Here is a 15,759-nt window from a genome sequence, read left to right on the forward strand (position 1 = left end):
TCAAAGTTCGAGTCCAATCAAAGTTCGAGTCCAATGAAAGTTCGAGTCGAATCAAAGTTCGAGTTCTACGTCGCCTTCGGCGGTGTTGATGCAGATCCGGACGTCCTGCCCGGTCGGCTCGGTCACTTCGCCCGAGCGCAGGTCACGCAGCTTGCCCGACTTCAGCGTTCCCACACAGGTATGGCAGATTCCGATGCGGCAGCCGTGGGCGAGGTTGAGCCCGTCCTGCTCGCCTGCCTCCAGAATCGAAGTGCCACCGTCACATTCGACGGATTTGTCGCTGTCGAGGAAGCACACCGTGCCGCCCTCGCCTGCGTTGGCGTCGCCACCGATCTTGGGCTGGAATCGTTCGTAGTGCAGGCGGTCGCGATCGCCGTTGCCTTCCCAATGCTCGATCAGTTTGTCGAGCATGTCGCCGGGGCCGGAGCAGAACGCTTCGCGTTCTCGCCAGTCCGGGCACGCCTCGTCCAGATCGGCCGGCTCGAGCCGGCCGCGCTCGGCGGTGATGCGCAGATCGAGCCGCAGTCGCTGGTGGCGGCGGTCCAGTTCCTCCAGCGTGGACAGGAACATCGTTTGCTCGCGGGTGCGGGTGGAGTGGATGACCACCGCATCGGTCATCCGATCCTGACGGTCGAGGCTGCGCAGCATGCTGACGATCGGGGTGATGCCGCTGCCGGCACTGATGAACAGCAGCTTGGACGGCAGCGGCTGGGGCAGCGTGAACACTCCCTCGATCTCGCCGAGTCGCACCAGATCACCCGGCTGAATCTTCTGCACCAGGTACGGCGACACGACGCCGCCGTCCACCCTCTTGGGCGTCACGCTGATCAGGCCGTCTTCGGGCGAGGGATCGGAGGTGAGCGAATAGGCCCGCCAGTGATAGACCCCGTCGACAACCACACCAAGCCGCACATATTGGCCCGGCTCGTGGCCGGGCCATTCGTATCCGGGCCGGATCAGGACGCTGGCCGCTTCCGAGCCCTGCGCCTCGATCCGTTCGACCTTTCCCCGCAGTTCCTTGGTGGTCCACAGCGGGTTGATCATCTCGAGGTAATCGTCCGGCTTCAGCGGGCTGAAGAGCCGCCGAACCGCGCGCAGCAAGAGTCGGCGTCCCCTGGGGACGTTGGGCTGGGCGCCGCGTTCGGCCATGGGCGCAGAGTACACACTTGTACACCAACTCTAAACATCGAATTGAATAATGTTGGCGCACTTGGCCAGCCGCCTATCTTCCCAGACCATCGTGAGTTTTTACTGTTCACTAACGATTGTGGGCTGCATATCGGGGTGCTGTGGCGGGTGCTGGTGAAGTGCCCCGGGCGCGCGTCGCGCAAACGTCTGTTCAGCGATGTTGACGCTAGTGTCGGCGGACGTGCTGGTCGGTTTCCTCCTCGCCCTGGGTTGCTCGCTGTGTTATGGGACGGCGACCGTGCTGCAAGCGGCCGGGGCGCGATCCGTGGAGGCGGGCAGCGGCTCGGGTCTGGACGCGGTATTGCTGTTGCGCGCCGTCCGGCAGTGGCGCTATCTGGCCGGGGTCGGCCTCGACATCGCCGGGTTTGCGCTGCAGGTCGCCGCGCTGCGGCTGGTCCCGATCTATGTGGTCGCGGCGGCGCTGGCCGCCTCGATCGCGGTCACCGGCGTCGTCGCCGCATGGGTGCTGTCGGCCCGCCTGTCCTCGGCCGAGTGGACCGCCGTCGGCGTCGTCTGCGCGAGCCTGGCCGTGCTCGCCCTCGCCGCCGGTCCTGGCCACTTTCGGCACGCCCCGGCCGGGCTCGGCTGGGCGCTGCTGGGCGTGGTGGCCGCGATATTCGCCGGCGGTGCCGCCGCGGGGCGGCTGCCCGACCGGGTCCGCGCATTGACGCTGGGCCTGGGCGCCGGCACCGGCTTCGGCGTCGTCGAGGTGGCCGTGCGCCTCATCGACGCGATCGATCCCACCAAACGCGCCTTCTACACCAACCCGGCGCTGTATGCGGCGGCGGCCGGGGGCGCCGCGGGATTTCTGTTGCTCACCTCCGCCCTGCATCGCGGATCGGTCACCGCCGCGGTCGCGGGCATGGTGGTCGGTGAAACGCTGGCACCCGCGTTCGTCGGGGTGGTGTGGCTGGGTGACACCGCACGCGACGGGCTCGGCTGGCTGGTGGTCGCGGGCTTCGCCGTCGCCGTGTCCGGGACGCTGGTGCTGGCACGCTTCGGCGAGGCGCCCGTCACCGAGACTGCGGACTGAAGCCCTCGGCTACCGGCTCGTAGCGGGTACCGCGGGCGGGCCGCGTCCACAGCAGGCCGTCGCCGGCGGTGACGCCCGCGGCGATCAGCGCCCGCTTGAGGATCTTGTTCGTCGCGGTCGTCGGCAGCTCATCGTTGATGCGCACATAGCGCGGCCACGCCTTCGGCGACAGGTCGGCCTGTGCGCCTAGGAATTTCTCGAAATCGGCCGGCGTCAGGCCCGCCCCCGGCCGCAGCACCAGCGCGGCCATCACCTGGTCGCCCACCCGGTCGTCGGGGACCGCGAAGACGGCGACCTGGCTGATGCCGGGCAGCCGCGCCAGGATCCGCTCGATCGGGCCTGCCGCCAGGTTCTCCCCGTCCACCCGCATCCAGTCGGCGGTGCGCCCGGCGAGATAGATCCAGCCGTCCGCGTCGCGGTAGGCCAGATCGCCCGACCAGTACATGCCGTGCCGCATCCGCTCGGCGGTGGCTGCTGCGTCGTTGTAGTAGCCGGCGAAGGGGCCCGCGCCCTGGGTGTTGACCAGTTCACCGACGGCCACGTCGAAATTGGTCAGCGCCCCGTGCGCGTCGAACCGCGCGACCTCGCACTCCCGCAGCGTGGCCGGGTTGTATACGCTCACCCCCGGATACGGCTTGCCGATGGAGCCGGGCGGGGTGCCGTCTTCGCGCACCACGATGACCGCGAATTCGCTCGAGCCGAAGCCGTCGATCACGCGGCACCCGAAACGCCTTGCAAATTCGGCGATGTCGCGATCGGTGGCCTCGTTGCCGAACGCGACCCGCAGGGTGTTGTCGGCGTCGTCGGGCCGTTCGGGGGTGGACAGGATCAGCGCGAGCGGCTTGCCCACGTAGTTGAGATACGTGACGCCGTAACGGCGTATGTCGTCCAGGAAACGAGACGGCGAAAAGCGCGCGGGCACCATCGTGGCCCCGCATCCGATGGCGACCGCCCACCCGGCCGCGACGCCGTTGGAATGGAAGAGCGGCATCGACAGGTAGCAGACGTCGTCGGCGGTGATGTCGTATTGATAGATCAGGCTGGCACCGCACATGATCGCCATGCCGTGGGCGAACCGGACGACCTTGGGGTCGCCGCTGGTGCCCGAGGTGAAGATCATCATCAGCGTGTCGGCCGAGGCCACCTCGCGCACGGGGACCAGCACCGGCGCGGCGGCCACCGCTTCGGTATAGCGTCTTTCGGTCACGTCGAGGATCTGAATCCCGTTGAGGTCCAACCCATCCAGCAACTCGCGATGTTCGGGGTCGACGAGCAGCATCTGGCAGTCGGATCGGCGGATGTCGCCCAGCAGTCCGGCCCCGCGCCGGGTGGTGTTGATCCCGCACAACACGTAGCCGCCGAGGGCGGCGGCGGCCATGGCCCGCAACGTGGCTGGCGAGTTGCCCAGCAGGGCACCGACGTGCAGCGGCCGCGCGGGGTCCGCGAGTGCGATGAGCGCGGCGGCCTCCCCCTCGGCCTCGGCGAGGTGCTCGCGCCAGGTCCAGGTTCGGTCACCGTGGGCGAGCGCCGCAGTGCCGTCGTGCCGGCGCTGCCGCAGTAGTTGTTGAACCGTCTCCGGCACGCGTTCACTCCCCATCGGCATCGTCATCGGGTGGTCAGCACCAACCCGGCGTAGTCGTCGCGGGCGACAGCGTCGCAGTGGCGCCGGTAGGCGCCGAACCCGCCGATGTAGGGCATGAAAACCCGCTTCTTGCCCTCGATGTTGGAGCCCAGGTACCAGGAGGACGCGGCCCTGGGGAACAGCGTGCGCTCGGCGGCTTGCGCGACGTGCCGAGTCCAGGCCAGCGCCGCGTCACCGCGTGGCTCGACCTCGCTCACGCCCCGGCGTCGCACCGCGCGCACCAGTTCGATCGCCCAGTCGACCTGAACCTCGGCGTGCAACACCATATTCGCCAGCACCGAGGGGCTGCCCGGCCCGCTGACGGTGAACAGGTTCGGCAGCCCCGGCACCATCAGGCCGAGAAAGGTCACCGGGCCGTCGCCCCAGATCTCGTGAAGCCGTTGTCCCCCAGCAGTTTTCGGGTCGATTCGGGCCAGCGCCCCGGTCATGGCGTCGAAGCCGGTGGCGAACACCAGCACGTCGCAGGGATAGGTCGCCTCGCTGGTTCGCACCCCGGTGGCGGTGACCGCTTCGATGGGCTGGCGGCGAAGGTTGACCAGCCGGACGTTGTCGCGGTTGAACATGGCGTAGTAGCCGTCGTCGGTGCAGATCCGTTTGGTTCCGATCGGGTGATCGACCGGGATGAGATCGGTCGCGACGTCGGGGTCGGAGACGATCTCCCGGATCCGCTCCTCGGCGAAAATCCGCGCGACGTCGTTGGCCGCCGGTTCGCTGGTCTGATCGGGGAAGGTCTTGGCGAACAGCACGCCGCCCTCGCGCCAGCGCCGCCACAGGGCCTCGGACCGCTCGTCGGCGTCGGCGTCGAGGGCGTTCTTATGGTAGGTGCCGTGCGGTGTACCGGCCGCCGCGTAGGCGGAGGCGCGGCGCCGCGCGGGGTACTGCTCCTGAATCTGCCGCTGCTCCTCGGCCGACCAGGGCCGGTTGGGCATCGGGATGGTGTAGTTCGCCGATCGCTGGAAAACCACCAGGCTTTCGGCCTGTGCGGCGATGATCGGCGCCACCTGGATGCCCGACGACCCCGTGCCGATCAGACCCACCCGCTTGCCGCGCAGCTCCGGGTGTTCGCGGGGCCAGGCGGCGGTGAAATACACCTCACCCGAAAAGCTCTCGACGCCCGGGATTTTCGGCCGGTTCACCGCGGACAGACAGCCTGTCGCACACACCAGGAACTGCGCGGCCAAGATGTCCCCGGTCGCGGTCTCGACGTGCCAGCGGCCCCGCTCGAACGTGGCGGCGATCGCGTCGACCCCGAATCGGTAGTGCCGGCGCACGTCGAAGCGGTCGGCGACGTGCCTCAGGTACGCCAGGATCTCGGGCTGGGCGGCGAAGCGCTCTGTCCACTGCCAGCTCCGTTGCAGCTCCTCGGCGAAAGAGTAGGAGTAGTCCACACTTTCGACGTCGCAGCGCGCGCCCGGGTAGCGGTTCCAGTACCAGGTGCCGCCCACGTCGGGCGCGGCCTCGATCCCGGTCACCGACAGCCCGGACGAGGTGGCCCGGTGCACGGCGTAGAGCCCGGCGAACCCGGCGCCGACGACGATGACGTCGCTGACTTCGGTCACGGCACCGCGCTCCGGTCTGCCGGATACAACAGCCGGCGCAGGTCGGCCCAGACCAGCTGCCGTGCCGATGCCGCGGGCGCGAAAGCCTGGATCGTCAGGAACCCGTGGAAGAGCCCGGGAAAGTCCCGGTGCACGACGGGCACGCCCGCCCCGCGCAGCAGGCGCGCATAATCGCAGCCCTCGCCGTGCAGCGGATCCAGGCCGGCCGTCACGATCAACGCCGGGGGCAGCCCCGCATGGCTGTCCGCGCGGGCCGGGGCCACCAGATAGGGCGGATCGAAAACCGTTTGCGCGCCTAGGTATTGGCGCCAGTACCACTGCATCGCGGCGCGGGTGTTGAAATACCCGGTGGCGTAGCGGCGATAACTGTCGGTGTCGAGGGCCGGGTCGAGCGCCGGGTAGATCAGCAGCTGCGCGGCGGGCGGGGTGACCCCGCGGTCGTGGCAGAGTAGGGCGGTGACCGCGGCCAGGTTGCCGCCCGCGCTGTCGCCGGCGACCGCAGTGCGTGCGGGGTCGATGCCCAGTTCGGCGGCGTGCCGGACCGTCCAGCAGTACGCCGTGAAGGCGTCGAGCACCGCCGCCGGGGCGGGATGCTCGGGGGCCAGGCGGTAGTCCACCGACACCACGACGGCGTGCACACCGCGGGCCAGGGCCCGGCAGAATCCGTCGTGCGACTCGATGTCGCAGAACACGAATCCGCCGCCGTGGCAGAACACGATGGCGGCGCGGTCCCCCGGCGTCCCACCGTGCGGCTCGTAGACGCGGACCGGCACCGCGCCGTCGGGCCCGGGGATCGCGCGGTCGGTGGCGCTGCCGACGTCGTCGAGGTTGTCGACCGGCACGCGCCGCTCAGCCACCGCGGCGCGCGCCTGCGCGGCGGTCATGGTCTCGACGCGCGGGAATCCGGCGTTGAGCGCCTCGAGCATCGCCTGCGCTTCGCCGTTGAGAGGGTCGGCGTTGACGGGATCGTCCATGTCCGCCTCCGACCGTGTCGTCGAGGTCATGCGGGCCGATATTTCAGCAGGGTGATGCCCTCATCGGGCAGATCGTAGAACACAGGCGCCAGACGCATCCCGATCCGGATGTCGCCTGGGTCGACGTCCACCAACTCGGTGCTGAATTTCGGTCCGGCGTCCCACTGCACCACCGCGAGCAACTGCGGCAGCGCATCCTGCCACGGCGGACCGGTGGGCCGGCGCGCGATCGTGAACGTGTACAGCGTCGCGGCACCATCGATTTCGCGCCACTGAAGATCGTCGGCCAGTGTCCCCGGGGCCAGTGTGCGCGGATAGAACACGTAGCGCTGCGACGACGGTGAGTACTGCACCAGAATCCGGTGTTGGGTCAGGCCATCCCAGAACGGGCGCGAGACGGGTGTGGGCTCGGGGATGGGCGCGCTCATGGCTAGTCCCCCCGCATCAGCAGTGCGACCTGTTCGCTCATGATGCCGCCGTTGCCGGTCACGAACGCGGTGTGGCAGTCCGGCACCTGCGCATCGCCGGCGCGGCCCATGATCTGGCGGGCGCCGTCGACAACGTGGTGCATGCCCCCGGCCATCCCGGCCTGGCCGAAGGACAGTTGGCCACCGGCGGTGTTGAGCGGGAAGTCACCTCGATAGGTCAGGTCGTGCCCGCTGATCCAGGACATGCCTTCACCTTTCGCGCAGAACCCGGCGTCCTCCAGGCTCATCAGCACCGTGATGGTGTAGCAGTCGTAGATCGACGCCACGTCGACGTCGGACCGGTTCAGCCCGGCCATCGCGAAGGCCCGGTCGGCGGCGCGGGCGATCGGGGTGGCCAGCAGGTCCTCGGCATAGGTGGGCGTCTTGAACGCGATGTGTTCGCCGAAGCCCTGGATCCACACCGGGCGGTGGCGGCAGCGGCGCGCGATATCGGCGTTGGCGACCAGCACCCCCACTCCCCCGTGCACCCGCATCACCGTTTCCAGCATGTGAATCGGGTCGGCGATCATCGGGCTCTCCAGCACGTCCTTCAGCGCGATCGGGGTGCCGTGGAACACCGCGCCGGGATGCGCGCACGCGTTGGTCCGTTGGTCGACGGCGATCTTGGCGACCGCGGCGGGGTCGTAACCGAATTCCGCGGCGTATCGCTGGGCGATCTGCGCATACGGCGCGTTCTGGCCCACGTTGCCGTACGGGATCTCGAACTCGGCCTGCGGCGAGCCGTAGTTGTTCGATGAGGCCCCATACCAATTCGGGTCCGGGGCCGGTCGCCGCGAGGACTGGGGCAGCGACGCCGATCCGGGCACCACGGCGAGTGCCGCTTCGCAGACGCCGAGTTCGACGGCCGCCGCCGCCCGCCAGATCATTCCGGCGGCGGTGGCCCCGCCGAGATCGACGCGCTCACCGAAATCCAGTGCCAGGCCCAGATATTCGCACAGCGTGGCCGGCGCGAACATGACCGACTCGGCGACGCCGTGGGTCAGCAGGCCGTTGACTACGCCGGGGTCGACCCCGGCGTCATCGACAACCATTTTCGCCAGCATCGCGTACTGGTCGAGGGTGAACAGCGGCGCGGGGGTGGGACGCCGTTGCGCGGGCAGCTCCGCGATGCCGACGATGGCGGCCTCGCCGCGCAGCCCGCTCACGGCAGGGCTCCCCGCAGCGGCAGCTCGACCGTCGCCAGCCCCGGCATCAATATCGTGTCGTCGCGGCGGCCGGCGATGACCAGATCGACGAGCCCGGACCCGTTGTCGCTCGGGCGTTTACCGGTGACTTCACCGCCGAAGCGCAGCGACTCGCCGGGATGGGCGATCGCCCGGTTCTGCACCGAGAACGACACCAGCCGCCCGCGGCCGCCGATCCAGTCACCGAGGGCACGGGCCAGCAGCGCCGCCTGGAGCGGACCCTGCACCAGGACGTTGTCGTAGCCTTCGGTCCCGCGCGCCCAGTCTTTGTCGTAGTGAATGCGGTGGCCGTTGTAGGTGGCTGCGCTGAAGAAGAACATCTGGGTCTCGTCGACGGTGACGGTGAGTGTGGGTATGTGCTCGCCCACGGTGACGTCGTCATAGAACACCTGCTGATCGGTCATGGGCGGGCGATCATCGACGTCGACGACTCGGCCAGCAGCTCGCCATGCTGGTTGCGGTACACGGTGTGCCAGGTGACGAGCACGAATGTGCCGGTGCGGCCTTGCTTTTCGACGATCGACTCGATGCTGCGGACCATGTCGACCTCGTCGCGGTGGTAGGCGGGCAGGTGAAATGTGAAGCTCTCCCCGCCGGCCATCCGCTTGGGGGCGCGGGGAAACGCCAGGCTTCCTGAGACCGCTCCGGACGATCCGTCGGGACGCAGCGAGTCGAGCGACGCCACGCCCAGGACCGCGTACTGCAGGAACAGCGGCGGGCAGATGATGTCGCGATATCCGTTGGCCCTGGCGTACTCCGGGTCGAAATACAGCGGATTGTGGTCACCGACCGCCGCCGCCCAGCGTTGCCAGTCGCGCCGGTTCACCTCGCCGGTCGCCGAGGCGGCGATGGTGCCCACGCGCGCCGCCGACTCCGGATCGATCAAACTGTCCTCGCTCAACGGCGCTCCTCTTCGTCTGTCTCATCGTGCAGGCTCTGCTCGAGCCAGTGTGCGGCGACGTCGGCGCCGCCACCGAGCGTCGAACCGAACCGTGCCCGTTCGCTCCACAGCCACAGGTCTGTCTCGGTGACGTACCCCATTCCCCCGTGAAGTTGGTGGGCGTCCAGCGTGATCAGCCGCGCCGCCGTCGCGGCGTGCATGCGCGCGATGGACGTCTCCCTGGTCGCGACGCGGCCGCGGCCCAGCCAGAACACCGCCGAGTGCGCGGCCAATCGCGCTGCCGCCAGGGCGATGTGCATGTTGGCGATCAGATGCTGGGCGGCCTGGAACGACGCGATGGGCCGGCCGAATTGGTGGCGCAGCCTGACGTAGTCGACGGTGCGGTCGAGCACGGCCTGGCCGGCACCGACCAGGTCCAGCGAGCCCAGCGCCACGGCGGTGTTGGCCAGCCGGCGCAACGCCGGTGCGCCGCCGAGGGCCCCGTCGGCGATGACGTCGGCGATGACGTCGGCGATGACGTCGGCGCTGACGTCGTCGAAGCGCACCGTGCACGCCCGAAGCCCGCCGGCCATGTCGAGGGGTTCCAGGCTGACACCGCCGCTGCCGACGTCGACGACGAAGACCAGGGTGCGCTCGTCCGCCGAGGCGGACACCACGATGAGGTCGGCGACGTCGGCGTCGAGGACGTAGTCCGCGGTTCCGTTGAGCCGCCAACGTTTTGCCGATCGCGTCTGTGCCGATCGCGTCGCCGAGGCGTGCAGCGCGGGCGCGACGAGTGCGGCGTCGCGGGCGTTCCACAGCGCGGTGGTCGCGCGGACGCGTCCGGACGTGAGCGGCGGCAGCCACCGTGCCCTGTCGTCCGCGGAGCCCAGCCAGTCGATGGCCAGCGCGGCCTGCAGGCTGCTGTGCACCGTCGTCGGGCACAGCGCGCGGCCGGCCTCGGTGTAGAAGACGGCGAGGTCGTCGAGGACGCCCCCGGCCCCGCCGTAGTCCTCGGCGATGGTCAGGCCGAGAACGCCCGCGTCGGCCAGGGCCCCGAACAACGCCGGCCTGCGCCGGTCTGCGCGGGGCTCATAACCAGCCCGCACCGCGGCGATCGGGTTCTCTGCGGCCAGCAGGGCGCGTATCGCCGCGGCGAACTCGCGCTGTTCGGCGGTGGGAATCGTCTTCATGTGCGGTGTGCGCGGCCTTGTGTCAGCGTCCATAGGAGGGCATGCGGTGTCCGCGCTGGGCGATGATGTCGCGCAGCACCTCGTTGGTTCCCCCGCCGAAGCGCATCAGCGGGGCCGCCCGGTAGAGCCGCTCGAATTTGCCTGCCAGCGGCGCGTGTTCGCCGCGATGGGCCAACAGGCCGTCGGGGCCGAGCAGATCGAGCGCCAGCGCGGCGACGCGCTGGCGCAGTTCGCTGGTGAACACCTTCTCCACGCTGACCTCGACGCTGGGGATGACGCCGCTGTCCAGGATCGACGCCGCCTCGTAGCCCATCAGGACGGCCACCTCGACGTCGGCCTCGGCTTGGGCCAGCCGCCGGCGCAGCGACGGGTCGTCGGCGGGCACGGTGCCGTCGCGCCGCGGGCGTCGCGCCAACCCGTGCAGCTCCTCGACGGCGCGGCGCAGGTCTCCGGCGTTGGTCAGCGCCCCGCGTTCGAGATCGAGCGCACCGGTGATGTAGGTCCAGCCGCGGTTGACCTCGCCGACGAGATTGGTGACCGGCACCCGCACGTCACGGAAGTGCACCTCGTTGGTGCGATAGCCCGACCATGCGTACAGCGGGCGGATCTCGACGCCCGGGCTGTCGATCGGCACGATGACGACCGAGATGCCGCGATGCCGCGCAGCGGCCGGATCGGTACGGACGCAGAGCCATTCGTGCGTCGCGCGCTGGGCGCCGCTGTTCCAGATCTTGGTCCCGTTGATCACCCATTCGTCGCCGTCGCGGGTGGCACTGGTGCGCAGGGCGGCCAGGTCGGTGCCGGCCTCGGGCTCGGAATAGCCTACCGCGCAAATCATTTCGCCCGTGGCGATCGGGGGAAGCCATTCGGCTTTGTTGCGTTCGGTTCCGTGCCGCATGATCATCGGCGCCACCGACGTCACCGTCAGGTCGGGGCCGGGCACGCCCCAGTATTCGAATTCGCTCATCAGCAGGTGCAGGTGGACGGCGCCCAGGCCGCGTTCGCCGGCCAGGCCCCCGTACTCGCGCGGCCAGTTCAGTCCGAACCAGCCCTTGGCCCCGACCTTGCGACGAAACCGCGCCACCTCGCCGTCGGGGAACTCCAGGTCGTGCTCGGCGAGCTCGGCGCGCAATTCCGGGGTGACGTTCTCGTGCAGGAATTGGCGAACCTCGGTGAGCCAGGCGCGCTGGCCGGCGTCGAGTTCGAAATCCATTCCGGCGCCTGTGCCTTCCTTCCAAGCCTTACACCAACCAGCGTCAGCGTAACGCCACGGTGGAACGGCGCCGCGAATTTCGGAGATGCGCCATGCCGCCGAGCCCCGCGGGCCGGTGTGCGGACTGTAAACACGCCGTCAATCTCTGGTTAAAACGTGTCGGCGCTCTCGCGGTGCGGATGGGCGGCCTGCGAAGATTTTCAGATCGGCTGGTCGACGCAGACCAGGCTTTCTGCCCGGCCCGAGGGAGAAGTCATGCCCACTGTTGAGATGCGCCTCCGCGAAGACCTGCGCAATTACGCCGTCGAACTGCGGCAGCTGGCCTACACGCTGCCGTTGGGTGTGGGCGAGCACGATCTGCTGCAACTGTCGGACCGCATGCGGGCCGCAGCCGAGCAGCTGGTGCGCAAGGGGGCCTGACGCGCGGCCGGTCAGCCGCCTTTGAGACGGATCTTCCAGCGCACGAAGCCGAGGTAGACGGCGCTGATGACGAACAGCATGCCGACGTCGAACCACCACGTCGCCGGGGCGTGCCGCCAGTGCGAATCCTTCGGGGTGAGCGGACCGGGCACCAGCTTGGTCAGGTCGGCGGTGGAGGCTGACGCCGCGAATCCCCAGCGCGCCGGCGTCGCCCACGACATCTGGTCGAGCCCGACGCGCGCGGTGACCGGGATCATCCCGCCGGAAAACACCAGCTGAGACATCACCGCCACCACCAGCAACGGCATGATCTGCTCGTTGGACTTGGCGACGGCGGACAGTGCCAGCCCCAGCATGGCCGACGCGACGCACGTCAGCGCGACGTCGGCGAACAGCTCCAGACCCGGCTTGCCCAGCGCGACCGCGCCTTGCGTGGGGGCGCCCTTGCCGAGCACCGTGATGATGCTGACGATCGCCGACTGGACGATCGCGAACACCGTGTACACGCAGACCTTGGCCAGCAGGTAGGCCGTGGTGGACAACCCGACCGCCTGTTCACGCAGGAAGATCGCGCGCTCGCCGATGAGGTCGCGAATGGTCAGGGCGGTGCCCATGAACACCGCGCCCACGTTGAGCAGCACCAGGATCTGCCCCGGCTCGTTCGGCGACGCACCCATCGGGTTCGGTATCCCGAAGCCGGCGTCGCCGGGCACCGACATGGACAACGACCCCATGATGAACGGCAGCAGCGCGAGAAACACGAAATAGCCGCGGTCCGAGACGATCAGCCGCATCTGGCGCCGGGCGATCGTGGAGAACTGCCGGAACAGACTGGTGTGCGAGGGATCGCCGAGTTCGGCGGGCTTCTCCGCTGGTGGCGGTGGCGGCGGCGGACCCGTGCGCGCCAAATAGCGCGCCTGGGCGCCGCCGGGATCGTTCGCGACGCCGCTGAAGATGTCCGCCCAGTTCGTGGTGCCCATGGCGGGACCGATCTGGCCGGGCGGGCCGCAGAACGCCGTCTTGCCGCCCGGGGCCAGCAGCAACACCTGGTCGCAGACGTCCAGGTAGGTGAGCGAGTGGGTGACCACCAGCACGACGCGGCCGGCGTCGGCCAGCTGTCGCAGCATGGTCATCACCTGCCGGTCCAGCGCCGGGTCCAGGCCGGAGGTCGGTTCGTCCAGGATCAGCAGCGACGGCCCGGTGAGCAGCTCGAGCGCCACCGACGCCCGCTTGCGCTGACCGCCGGACAGCTTGTCCACCCGGGTGTGCAGGTGCTGGGTCATCTCGAGTTCCTCGAGCACGCGGGCCACCACCTGGGCACGGTCGTCCTTCGTGGTGTCCGGCGGCAGGCGCAACTCGGCGGCGTACATCAGCGCCTGCTGCACGGTCAGCTGACCGTGCACCACGTCGTCCTGGGGCACCATCCCGATCCTGCTCCGCAACGAGGCGTACTCAGCGTGGATGTTGTGGCCCTCGAACGACACCGTCCCCGTCGTCGGGTGGGTGTACCCGGCGACCAACCGGGCGAAGGTGGACTTGCCTGCGCCGGACGGACCGATGACCGCCGTCAGCGTGCCGGGCAGCGCGGCCAGCGAGATGTTGTCCAGCAGCGTCTTGTTGTTCTCGATCGTCCAGGTCACCCCGCGCACGTCGAGGCCGCCGCTGCGCGTCGCGGTCGCGGTCTGGTCGCGGCGAGCCAGGGTGCCGCCGTGAAAGACCAGGTCGATGTTGCCGATGGTGACGACGTCGCCGTCGTGCAGCACGGCCGAATCCAGTCGCACGCCGTTGACGAAGGTGCCGTTGATGCTGCGGTTGTCGTGGATTTCGGTGCCGTGGGGGGTGGGAACCAGCGTGGCGTGGTGGCGCGACGCCAACACCTCGGGGATGACGATGTCGTTGTCGTTGGCCCGGCCGATCTTGATGGCGCCCGGCACGTCCAGCCCGCCCTTGCCCGGCCGCAAGATCCTCATCATCGACGTCGCGATCACCGACGAGTCGCCGCCGATGCGGCCCGTCTGCGGCGCCGACGGCAACGCGGTGGTCGGCGGCGCGGACTGCATCGACGGCGAGCGGTAAATCTGCGGCGCGGACTGGGGCCCGCTCGGTATGCCGCCGGTCGGGTACTGGGGCTGCGGCCCCGACGGATAGCTCGGAATGGGGCCGCTGGCCGGCTGGCCGGGCTGTGCGGCCGGCGGATGGACCGGGTGGCGGAAAGACGCCGACGCCGGCCGTTGCGGCTCGCCCGGGCGCTGCGCGCCGAGCGGCTGGCTGTACGGCGCCCGCGCGAGGGGTTCACTGGGGTTGCTGACGATCGGTATCGACGTCGTCAGCGGCGGCCGCCCCGCCGAACCCTGGTGGCGCCCGACCTCGAAACTGAGCGCGGGGCCGTCCGGATTGCCCATGTTGACCCGCAACCCGTCCTGGATGTCCACGACCGGGACGCGGCGGTTGTGGACGTAAAGGCCGTTGAGGCTGCCGTTGTCGATGGCGACCCATCGGCCCTGGTCGTACCGCACGATCAGGTGGGTGCGGGAGATCAGTGGGTGGGCGACTCGCACGTCGGCGCGAAGATCACGCCCGATCACTACGTCGTTGCCCGGCGCGAAGGTGCGCTCGGCTCCCTCGTACCGCACGGTCAGCGCAGGCGGGGCTGGTGGGGTCATCAGGACCAACTGTAACGGCAGCGACCCGGCTCATGCGCCAGGTTTGCCGTCAGGCTTTGGCGCCAGGCCTTGTCGTCAGGTTTGTCGTCAGGCCTGGTCAGGCCTTGCCCGGGTCGGCGGCCGGCGGGGTGAGCACGACGCGGCGCCACCACCGTAGAAACCGGATCGATTACTAACCCGCTTGCGGCACAACTACGTTCGCATCCTTCAAACGGCCGTCGCGGCGGCACGAAGGTTGCGCACGCTCGGGGCCTTGGCGCGGGCGGCGGTGACCTCCTTGACGAAGTCGCCCAGGTATTTGATGGCACGCCTGCCCTCGGGCAATACGTCGGCGGCCAAGGGGAAGTCGTGAATCTGCCCGTCCCACAGATGCAGATCGCAGCGGATTCCGCTGGCTTGCAAGCGCTTCGCCATCAGTTCGGCGTCGGCGAGCAGCAACTCGTCCGAGCTGGCGTGAATGGTGACCGGTGGCAACGAGGACAGATCGGCGTCCACCGGAGAGGCAACCGCGGTGGCATCCCGGCCCTCCACAACCTGCGCCTTGTTGAGGAACTCGGCGAACCGCGAGAAGGCACGGCGGGTGAACATCGAACACTTGCGTGCGTTGCGGTGTTTGAGTTTTCGCACCGGATCGGCGTCGGTGAACGGCGAGACGGTCGCGACTCCGGCCGGGTCCATGATGCCGTCCTGAATCGCCAGAAGCGTGGTCATGAACGCCAGGTAGCCGCCGGCGGAGTCACCGGCCACCACGATCTGGTCGCCGTCGTAGCCGCGGTCCTGCAGCCAGCGCAGGCCGCTGATCCCGTCCTCGATGGCGTCGGTGATCTGATGTGAGGGCAGCTTGCGGTAGGCGACCGCCAGCACGGACGCGTCTGCCGCCTTCGCCAAGCGAGTCACCATGGAGCGGTGGGTGTTGAGGCCGCAGGTCAAAAACGCGCCGCCATGCAGATACAGGATCGCCCGCTTTCCCGATCCGCCGGGCGCGTGAATCCATTCCGCGGCACAGTCCTCGAGCCGCACCCGTTCGGTCTTCGCCGCGGATCCCAGGCGCGGGGCCAATCCCGCTACGCCGTCGACGAATTCGAACGGCCAGCGCAGGTTCGGCGTCAGTGCCCACACGCGGACGGTGTTCTTGATGACCAAGCGGCTCGCAAGTCCGACGGCAACCGACTGCGGGCTGTGCCGGTGGTGCACGCGCCGCGTGGTCGCCACGCTCGGCAGTATGCGAGCCGGTCCGGTTGTACTCACCATTGGGTTCAACCTCCTAAGTCGCAACGGGATACCCGCCACGAAGGTGGGCTAACTAGATGGGAACGGTCGGT

At 69.2% G+C, this 15,759-nt stretch carries 14 protein-coding genes; 2 read left to right on the forward strand and 12 right to left on the reverse strand.

The features are described from left to right. Positions 1 to 51 precede the first annotated feature (51 nt). Positions 52 to 1,149 (reverse strand): ferredoxin reductase, encoded by a 1,098-nt coding sequence (locus OQ789_RS20975; protein ID WP_324688074.1) that lies wholly within the window; start codon positions 1,147 to 1,149, stop codon positions 52 to 54. A gap of 208 nt (positions 1,150 to 1,357) precedes the next feature. Between OQ789_RS20975 and OQ789_RS20980 the strand changes: the two genes are divergently transcribed. Beyond that, a complete protein-coding gene (locus tag OQ789_RS20980; protein WP_324688122.1) occupies positions 1,358 to 2,221 on the forward strand; it encodes a DMT family transporter in 864 nt (287 codons plus the stop codon). Here the strand turns inward: OQ789_RS20980 and fadD1 are convergent. Genes fadD1 through OQ789_RS21025 form a run of 9 tightly spaced genes read right to left on the reverse strand, consistent with a single transcriptional unit; the run spans position 2,202 to position 11,354 of the window. Continuing rightward, entirely contained in the window at positions 2,202 to 3,803 is a 1,602-nt protein-coding gene (fadD1, locus tag OQ789_RS20985; RefSeq protein ID WP_324688075.1) for a fatty-acid--CoA ligase FadD1, read from the reverse strand. The genes OQ789_RS20980 and fadD1 overlap by 20 nt on opposite strands. Positions 3,804 to 3,826: 23 nt before the next feature. Beyond that, the gene (locus tag OQ789_RS20990) at positions 3,827 to 5,422 is read right to left on the reverse strand and encodes an NAD(P)/FAD-dependent oxidoreductase (RefSeq protein WP_324688076.1); all 1,596 of its coding nucleotides are present in this window, start codon (positions 5,420 to 5,422) and stop codon (positions 3,827 to 3,829) included. Continuing rightward, complete coding sequence (locus OQ789_RS20995; protein ID WP_324688077.1) at positions 5,419 to 6,426, reverse strand: alpha/beta hydrolase; 1,008 nt, start codon at positions 6,424 to 6,426, stop codon at positions 5,419 to 5,421. Before OQ789_RS20995 ends, OQ789_RS20990 begins: the two co-directional genes overlap by 4 nt. Beyond that, positions 6,423 to 6,824, reverse strand: coding sequence for a Zn-ribbon domain-containing OB-fold protein (locus tag OQ789_RS21000; protein WP_324688078.1), 402 nt, complete (start codon positions 6,822 to 6,824; stop codon positions 6,423 to 6,425). Before OQ789_RS21000 ends, OQ789_RS20995 begins: the two co-directional genes overlap by 4 nt. A gap of 2 nt (positions 6,825 to 6,826) precedes the next feature. Further along, the gene (locus tag OQ789_RS21005; protein ID WP_324688079.1) at positions 6,827 to 8,029 is read right to left on the reverse strand and encodes a thiolase family protein; all 1,203 of its coding nucleotides are present in this window, start codon (positions 8,027 to 8,029) and stop codon (positions 6,827 to 6,829) included. Further along, complete coding sequence (locus OQ789_RS21010) at positions 8,026 to 8,472, reverse strand: acyl dehydratase (RefSeq protein WP_324688080.1); 447 nt, start codon at positions 8,470 to 8,472, stop codon at positions 8,026 to 8,028. The genes OQ789_RS21005 and OQ789_RS21010 overlap by 4 nt, the downstream gene beginning before the upstream one ends. Continuing rightward, the gene (locus tag OQ789_RS21015; protein ID WP_324688081.1) at positions 8,469 to 8,969 is read right to left on the reverse strand and encodes a MaoC family dehydratase; all 501 of its coding nucleotides are present in this window, start codon (positions 8,967 to 8,969) and stop codon (positions 8,469 to 8,471) included. Before OQ789_RS21015 ends, OQ789_RS21010 begins: the two co-directional genes overlap by 4 nt. Next, a complete protein-coding gene (locus OQ789_RS21020; protein WP_324688082.1) occupies positions 8,966 to 10,141 on the reverse strand; it encodes an acyl-CoA dehydrogenase family protein in 1,176 nt (391 codons plus the stop codon). Before OQ789_RS21020 ends, OQ789_RS21015 begins: the two co-directional genes overlap by 4 nt. Positions 10,142 to 10,163: 22 nt before the next feature. Then, complete coding sequence (locus tag OQ789_RS21025; protein WP_324688083.1) at positions 10,164 to 11,354, reverse strand: acyl-CoA dehydrogenase family protein; 1,191 nt, start codon at positions 11,352 to 11,354, stop codon at positions 10,164 to 10,166. Positions 11,355 to 11,609: 255 nt separating this feature from the next. Here OQ789_RS21025 and OQ789_RS21030 point away from each other — a divergent pair, with 255 nt between their 5' ends. Beyond that, positions 11,610 to 11,774 carry a hypothetical protein gene (locus tag OQ789_RS21030; protein WP_167540309.1) on the forward strand — a complete coding sequence of 55 codons (165 nt, stop codon included), beginning with the start codon at positions 11,610 to 11,612 and terminating at the stop codon, positions 11,772 to 11,774. Between the two features lie 11 nt (positions 11,775 to 11,785). On the opposite strand, the gene OQ789_RS21035 is transcribed toward OQ789_RS21030, so the two are convergent. Next, positions 11,786 to 14,437: an FHA domain-containing protein gene (locus OQ789_RS21035; protein WP_324688084.1), complete on the reverse strand. Its 2,652-nt coding sequence runs from the start codon at positions 14,435 to 14,437 to the stop codon at positions 11,786 to 11,788. A gap of 207 nt (positions 14,438 to 14,644) precedes the next feature. Further along, complete coding sequence (locus OQ789_RS21040; protein ID WP_324688085.1) at positions 14,645 to 15,688, reverse strand: alpha/beta hydrolase; 1,044 nt, start codon at positions 15,686 to 15,688, stop codon at positions 14,645 to 14,647. Between the last annotated feature and the right edge of the window lie 71 nt (positions 15,689 to 15,759).

Origin of the sequence: Mycobacterium sp. 94-17, from assembly GCF_035617725.1 — a bacterium.
Classification (GTDB): Bacteria; Actinomycetota; Actinomycetes; order Mycobacteriales; family Mycobacteriaceae; genus Mycobacterium.